Source organism: Acidovorax sp. HMWF029 (assembly GCF_003060895.1).
Lineage (GTDB): Bacteria > Pseudomonadota > Gammaproteobacteria > Burkholderiales > Burkholderiaceae_C > Acidovorax.
Map to the genome: position 1 here is coordinate 34933 of NZ_QAIH01000225.1, position 5527 is coordinate 40459.

A 5527-nucleotide genomic window follows, 5' to 3' on the forward strand; every position below is an offset into this window, starting at 1 on the left:
CCGCGCCCGTGTGTGCTCGCCAGATACGCACGGACGCCTGTCAGGTGGATCGCCTCTTTGGCGTTCATTGCCTCAGCAGAGGGCATCACGATGCCACGATGCCGATACCGGCGCTGCGTTGGATGAAATGCGCGGCATCCTTGATGACAGGGCGGCGATACCTCCAACGACGGGCCTGTCAACCGCATGCGGCCTGGCTGGCTTGCGAGCCTTCGACGAGCAAATCCCGCGCGAGGAAGCGCGCAGCCATCTACAGCCAGCCACCATGTTCTCGTCTTGCATTGAGCGACCACAACCACGGACAAGGACTCCGGCGTTGCAGCTGCGTTACGTGTGCTCACCCACGCTCACAGGCCTTCCGGTATGGTGAGGGCCTTGCTTTCAGGAGCCTCGTCCGTGATAAATATCCCTTCCGGCATCTCCGGTAGCCTGGTGGTCGCAGCGCTGGTGACGGGTTGCGCCAGCCAAGGCCAGCCCACCGCCCCCTCTGGCAGCGCGGCGCCTGCAGAACCCGCGCCTGGCAGCCTGTGCAACGCCCAGCCAGCCCAGTCGGTGGTGGGGCAGAGCAGCACGGCGTCGGTGGTGGAGTGGGCCCGGGCACGGTCGGGTGCGCAGATGGCCCGCATCCTGCGCCCCGGCCAGATCATCACCAAGGAGTTCAACGCGCAGCGGCTCAACCTGGAGGTGGACGCCAACGGCCGCATTCAGGCGGTGCGCTGCGGCTGACCACGCGGGGGAGGTGCGCTGCGCGCAGCACCATCCGCGCCAAGAGAGGCGCCCTGGCATCGGCGGCAGCCCCGGTCAGTCCGCCAGAAACAGCTCCTGCAGGTCGCTCAGAAAATCAAAGCCCCGCTCGGTCGGGCGCACATGGGTCAGGTCGCGCTCGATCAAGCCTTTGCTCTCGGCCGCCTTCAAGCCCTTGGCGATGGTCGTCAGGGGCAAACCCGTGCGGTCCATGAAATCCTGCAGCGCAAAACCACCGCGCAGGCGCAAGGCGTTGAGCATGTATTCAAACGGCAAATCGGCCCGGCGCACGTCTTCGTCCTGCGCCACGGCCCGACCAGCCAGGGCGTTCTCCATGTAGCGGCCCGGGTCGCGAAAGCGCACCTGGCGCACCACGCGGTGCGCAAAACTGAGCTTGCTGTGCGCGCCCGCGCCAATGCCCAGGTAGTCGCCAAACTGCCAGTAGTTGGTGTTATGGAAACACTGGTGACCCGGTTGCGCATAGGCCGAGATTTCGTAGCGCGCCATGCCGGCCTGCCCCGTCATCTCGGTAATACGGTCCAGCATGGCGTAGGCCTGGTCGTCTTCTGGGATGGCCGGAGGGAACTTGGCGAAGTAGGTGTTGGGCTCGATGGTGAGGTGGTAGATGGAGATGTGCGGCGGCTTGAAGGCCAACGCCGTGCTCAGATCCTGCTCCAGCTCTTGATGCGTCTGGCCCGGCAGCGCATACATGATGTCGAGGTTGAAGGTGTCAAACGACCCGGCGGCCTCCTCCACCGCCGCCAAGGCCTGGCTGCGGTCGTGCACGCGGCCCAGGGCCTTGAGGTGCTGGTCGTTGAAGCTCTGCACCCCCACCGACAGCCGCGTGACACCCGCCGCCCGGAAGGCGCGGAAGCGGTCTTTCTCGAAGGTGCCGGGGTTGGCCTCCAGCGTGATTTCGCAGTCGGACTCCAGCCGTAGGCGGGCACGGATGTCGCCAATCAGCCGGTCGATGGCCGCTGGCGAAAACAGGCTGGGCGTGCCGCCACCAATGAAGATGCTGTGCACCGTGCGGCCCCAGACCAGGGGCAGCGCCGCCTCCAGGTCGGCCATCAGGGCATCGATGTAGCGCTGCTCGGGCACGCCACCATCAACGCCCTCCCCACTGCGGGCTTCATGCGAGTTGAAATCGCAGTAGGGGCATTTCTTGAGGCACCAGGGCAGGTGCACATACAGCGACAACGGCGGCAGGCTGGGCAGCTGCAGCAGACCGGGGCGCATGTAGTGCTGGATGTCGCGCACCACAGCGGGCTCAGCCTCTGCCTGCGGCGTGATCGGAATATGAGCCACGTTCAGTGTCTCCTCTACAACCAACGCTCGCGCATCAATGCCAGCATCTGCGCGGCCGAGCGGCCACGGTGGCTGTGGGCGTTTTTGACGTGAACCGGCAGCTCGGCAAAGGTCTTGCCGAACTCGGGGATGAACATCACGGGGTCGAAGCCAAAGCCGTTGGTGCCCCGGGGTTCGGTGGTGATCTCACCCACCACCCGGCCCACGGCAATCAGCGGCTCGGGGTCTTGCGGGCTGCGCACGGCGACCAGGGTGCTGACCATGGCGGCGCGGCGGTTGGCCACACCCTGCATCTGCTCCAGGAGGGCACGCACGTTGTTGTCGTCGCTTTTTTCGTAGCCGAACTGGGTGCAGTAGTAGGCGGTATCGACGCCCGGCAAGCCGCCAAAGGCATCCACACACATGCCAGCATCGTCGGCCAGCGCTGGCAGGCCCGTGTGCTCGGACGCAAACCGCGCTTTGGCCAGAGCGTTCTCCACAAAAGTGCGGAAGGGCTCATCGGCCTCACCTACACCCAGGTCGGCCTGGCGCACCAGTTCTACGCCCAGCGGGGCGAACATGGACTGCAGTTCGGCCAGCTTGCCACGGTTGTTGGATGCAAGAACAATTTTCATAGTCAAAATAGCCTCTTCCGCGCGATCAGCAAGCTCAAGTTGCTATCAATTAGTGAGCATCCTGAAGGGCTTGCTGCTGCAGCTGCACCAGCTTGGCAATGCCCTTTTCAGCCAGGCCCAGCAGTTGGTCCATTTCGGCACGGGTAAAAGCCACGCCCTCGGCCGTGCCCTGCACCTCCACATAGTGGCCGGCACCCGTCATCACCACGTTCATGTCGGTGTCGCAATCCACGTCTTCCACATACTCCAGGTCCAGCAGCGGCGTGCCCTTCACGATGCCAACCGATATCGCGGCCACGGGCTGCAGCAGTGGAGACTGGGTAATTTTGCCGCTAGCCAGCAACTGGTTGACCGCATCTTGGGCCGCCACCCAGGCGCCGGTGATGGCGGCGGTGCGCGTGCCGCCGTCGGCTTGGATCACGTCGCAGTCGAGCTGGATGGTGCGTTCGCCCAAGAGCTTCAGGTCGAACACAGCGCGCAGGCTGCGGCCGATGAGGCGCTGAATCTCTTGCGTGCGGCCGGTCTGTTTGCCACGCGCGGCCTCTCGGTCGCTGCGGCTGTGGGTGGCGCGCGGCAGCATGCCGTATTCGGCAGTGACCCAGCCCTCACCACTGCCGCGTTTGTGCGGGGGCACGCGCTCTTCGACCGAAGCGGTGCACAACACCTTGGTGTTGCCAAACTCGATCAGCACCGAGCCTTCGGCATGCATGGTGTAGCGGCGGGTGATGCGCACGGGGCGCAACTGGTCTGCGGCGCGGTCGCCGGTGCGAAGGAATGTGGTCATGTTTTTTTGGTGTCCGGAGAATGCTTTCCACGCGCCGCCCAAGGCGCGCGCCAGAAAACGGAAACAATCAGATAGCAGGCTCCTGCGCGCTGCACGGGCTGTGCGGCCCAGACCAGTCCGTCAGGCTTTTCGAGCGGCAGAGCGGCGAATTGCCTCGTTGATTTCTGCAATCGAGCGCTCGATGGCCGCGTCGTCCAGGTCGTCCACCAGCCCATCGAGCGGCCCCGCCTGGATGGTGGATGCAAACACGTCTTCGCTGATGCTGTCGGTGGACACACCCTGGGTGGACTCGAATGCGTCGGGGGTTTCCCACTCCAGCGCCACCACTGTCACGTTGTCACTGCTGTCGCCAGCCTTGCGCAAGGCATCTTCGACCAGGTCGGGCACGGCATGCGACACCGCGTTGCGCGAGAGCTGCTTGGCAATCTCGTCGTCACTGAGGGTGCCCCAAAGGCCGTCGGAGCACAGCAGGATGCGATCACCCTGCTCCAGGTACACAGGGCCGGTGATGTCGTAGATGGGTTTGGTCGGCGAACCCAGGCAGGTGAACAGCACGTTGCGGTTGATGCGCTCCAACCCCGGCGGCGGGTTGTTGCGCAGCTCCATGTACGAGTGGTCGCGCGTGCGGGTGAGCAGGTCTCCGTCGCGCACCATGTACAGGCGCGAGTCACCGCAGTGAATCCAGGTGGCGGTTCCCGCCTGCAACACAGCTGCAACCAGCGTGGTGCGCGGTGTGTCGAGCATGCCCCTGTCAGTGGCGTAACGCAGGATCTGGTGGTGCGCAGCCAGCAGCGCGCCAGACAGAAACTCCTGAGCATCTTTGAGCAGCGGCTTGGCCTCGCGCTGGAACAGCGCCGAAACGGTCTGCAATGCAATCTGCGCCGCGACCTCGCCCTCGGGGTGCCCGCCCATGCCATCGGCCAGCACAAACAGGCACGATTCGCGCGTGTAGCAATAGCCCATGCGGTCTTCGTTCTTCTCGCGGCCACCGCGGCGGCTGATCTGGAATACGGAGAACTTCATAGTGACTCACGCAAACAAGGATGCTCCAGGGCATCGTGAAAAGGGTAGTGTCGCGCCTGAACTTGCCTTGCGTGCACCGTGTTCATTTGGGTTTGACTCCGATACCGGTGGCTTCGCCCACCTTCTGCACATTCTTCTTGGTGTCGGACACAAGGGTATCGAGCTGCAGGCGCATTTTTTCAGCCACCGAGAGCTTGGTGTAGCGGCGCTCGCCTTCGCGGCTCAATTCCTTTTGCAGCGCAAACACCGACTGCGGGCGCGACAGTGGATCGAGCGCCATGCACCATTCCACCACCTCGATAAGGTTGTCGGAGTACACGCCACGCAGCTTGGTCAACGCCAACGAAAGGCGGTCCTTGTCAATGCGCTGGGGCGCCTCATTGGGCGGAAAGCCCTGCATGCAGGCGTAGATGCATGCCCCTATGGCATAAATATCGGTCCAAGGGCCCATGGACGAATCGCGACGGTACATCTCGGGTGCTGCAAAACCGGGGGTGTACATGGGGCGTATGAAGTTGCCCTCTTTGGACAGCACCTCGCGCGCAGCGCCAAAGTCGATCATCACTGCCTTGTTGTCGTCAGTAATGAAGATGTTGGCTGGCTTGATATCAAGATGCAGCATCTTGTGCTGGTGCACGATGCGAAGCCCGCGAAGCACCTCATCGAACAGCGAGCGGATGGTGGATTCGCGGAAGACCTTCTGTGTTTTCAGGTCGCGCGCAGTGATGATGAAGTCTTGAAGGGTCGCGCCCTCCAGGTAGTTCATCACCATGTAGACGGTTTCGTTCTCGCGGAAGAAGTTGAGCACGCTCACAACCGAGGCATGCGAGATTTGCGCGAGCGCTCGGCCTTCTTCAAAGAAACTCTTGAGGCCCAGGCGGTAAAGCGAGAGCTTTTCAGACGGCACCTTGGGCAGCAGCTCACCGGGCGCGCGGGTGGCCAGCGACGAGGGAAGGTACTCCTTGATGGCGACTTGCTGGCCTTCAGCATCCAGGGCGAGATAGACCACACCAAAACCGCCGGAAGACAACCGGCGCACCACGCGGTACCCGCC

Annotated in this window: 6 protein-coding genes; 1 reads left to right on the forward strand and 5 read right to left on the reverse strand. The window is 63.5% G+C overall.

From position 1 onward, the window contains the following. Nucleotides 1–396 precede the first annotated feature (396 nt). Entirely contained in the window at nt 397–726 is a 330-nt protein-coding gene (locus tag DBR12_RS15875; protein WP_233244590.1) for an I78 family peptidase inhibitor, read from the forward strand. Between the two features lie 75 nt (nt 727–801). On the opposite strand, the gene hemW is transcribed toward DBR12_RS15875, so the two are convergent. From hemW to DBR12_RS15900, 5 genes are all read right to left on the reverse strand, one after another. Further along, nucleotides 802–2052: a radical SAM family heme chaperone HemW gene (gene hemW, locus DBR12_RS15880; protein WP_199226708.1), complete on the reverse strand. Its 1251-nt coding sequence runs from the start codon at nt 2050–2052 to the stop codon at nt 802–804. 14 nt (nt 2053–2066) lie between these two features. Further along, a complete protein-coding gene (gene rdgB, locus DBR12_RS15885; RefSeq protein ID WP_108618146.1) occupies nt 2067–2666 on the reverse strand; it encodes an RdgB/HAM1 family non-canonical purine NTP pyrophosphatase in 600 nt (199 codons plus the stop codon). 49 nt (nt 2667–2715) lie between these two features. Next, nucleotides 2716–3450, reverse strand: coding sequence for a ribonuclease PH (gene rph, locus DBR12_RS15890; RefSeq protein WP_108618147.1), 735 nt, complete (start codon nt 3448–3450; stop codon nt 2716–2718). Between the two features lie 120 nt (nt 3451–3570). Beyond that, complete coding sequence (locus DBR12_RS15895) at nt 3571–4473, reverse strand: PP2C family serine/threonine-protein phosphatase (protein ID WP_108618148.1); 903 nt, start codon at nt 4471–4473, stop codon at nt 3571–3573. 82 nt (nt 4474–4555) lie between these two features. Then, nucleotides 4556–5527 (reverse strand): serine/threonine-protein kinase (locus DBR12_RS15900; protein WP_233244593.1); only part of this gene is annotated, 972 nt, incomplete at its 5' end.

Excerpts from the sequence above, each read along its gene's own strand:
- rph (WP_108618147.1), bottom strand. The coding sequence starts at position 3,450 with ATGACCACATTCCTTCGCACCGGCGACCGCGCCGCAGACCAGTTGCGC.
- DBR12_RS15895 (WP_108618148.1), bottom strand. The coding sequence starts at position 4,473 with ATGAAGTTCTCCGTATTCCAGATCAGCCGCCGCGGTGGCCGCGAGAAG.
- rdgB (WP_108618146.1), bottom strand. The coding sequence starts at position 2,666 with ATGAAAATTGTTCTTGCATCCAACAACCGTGGCAAGCTGGCCGAACTG.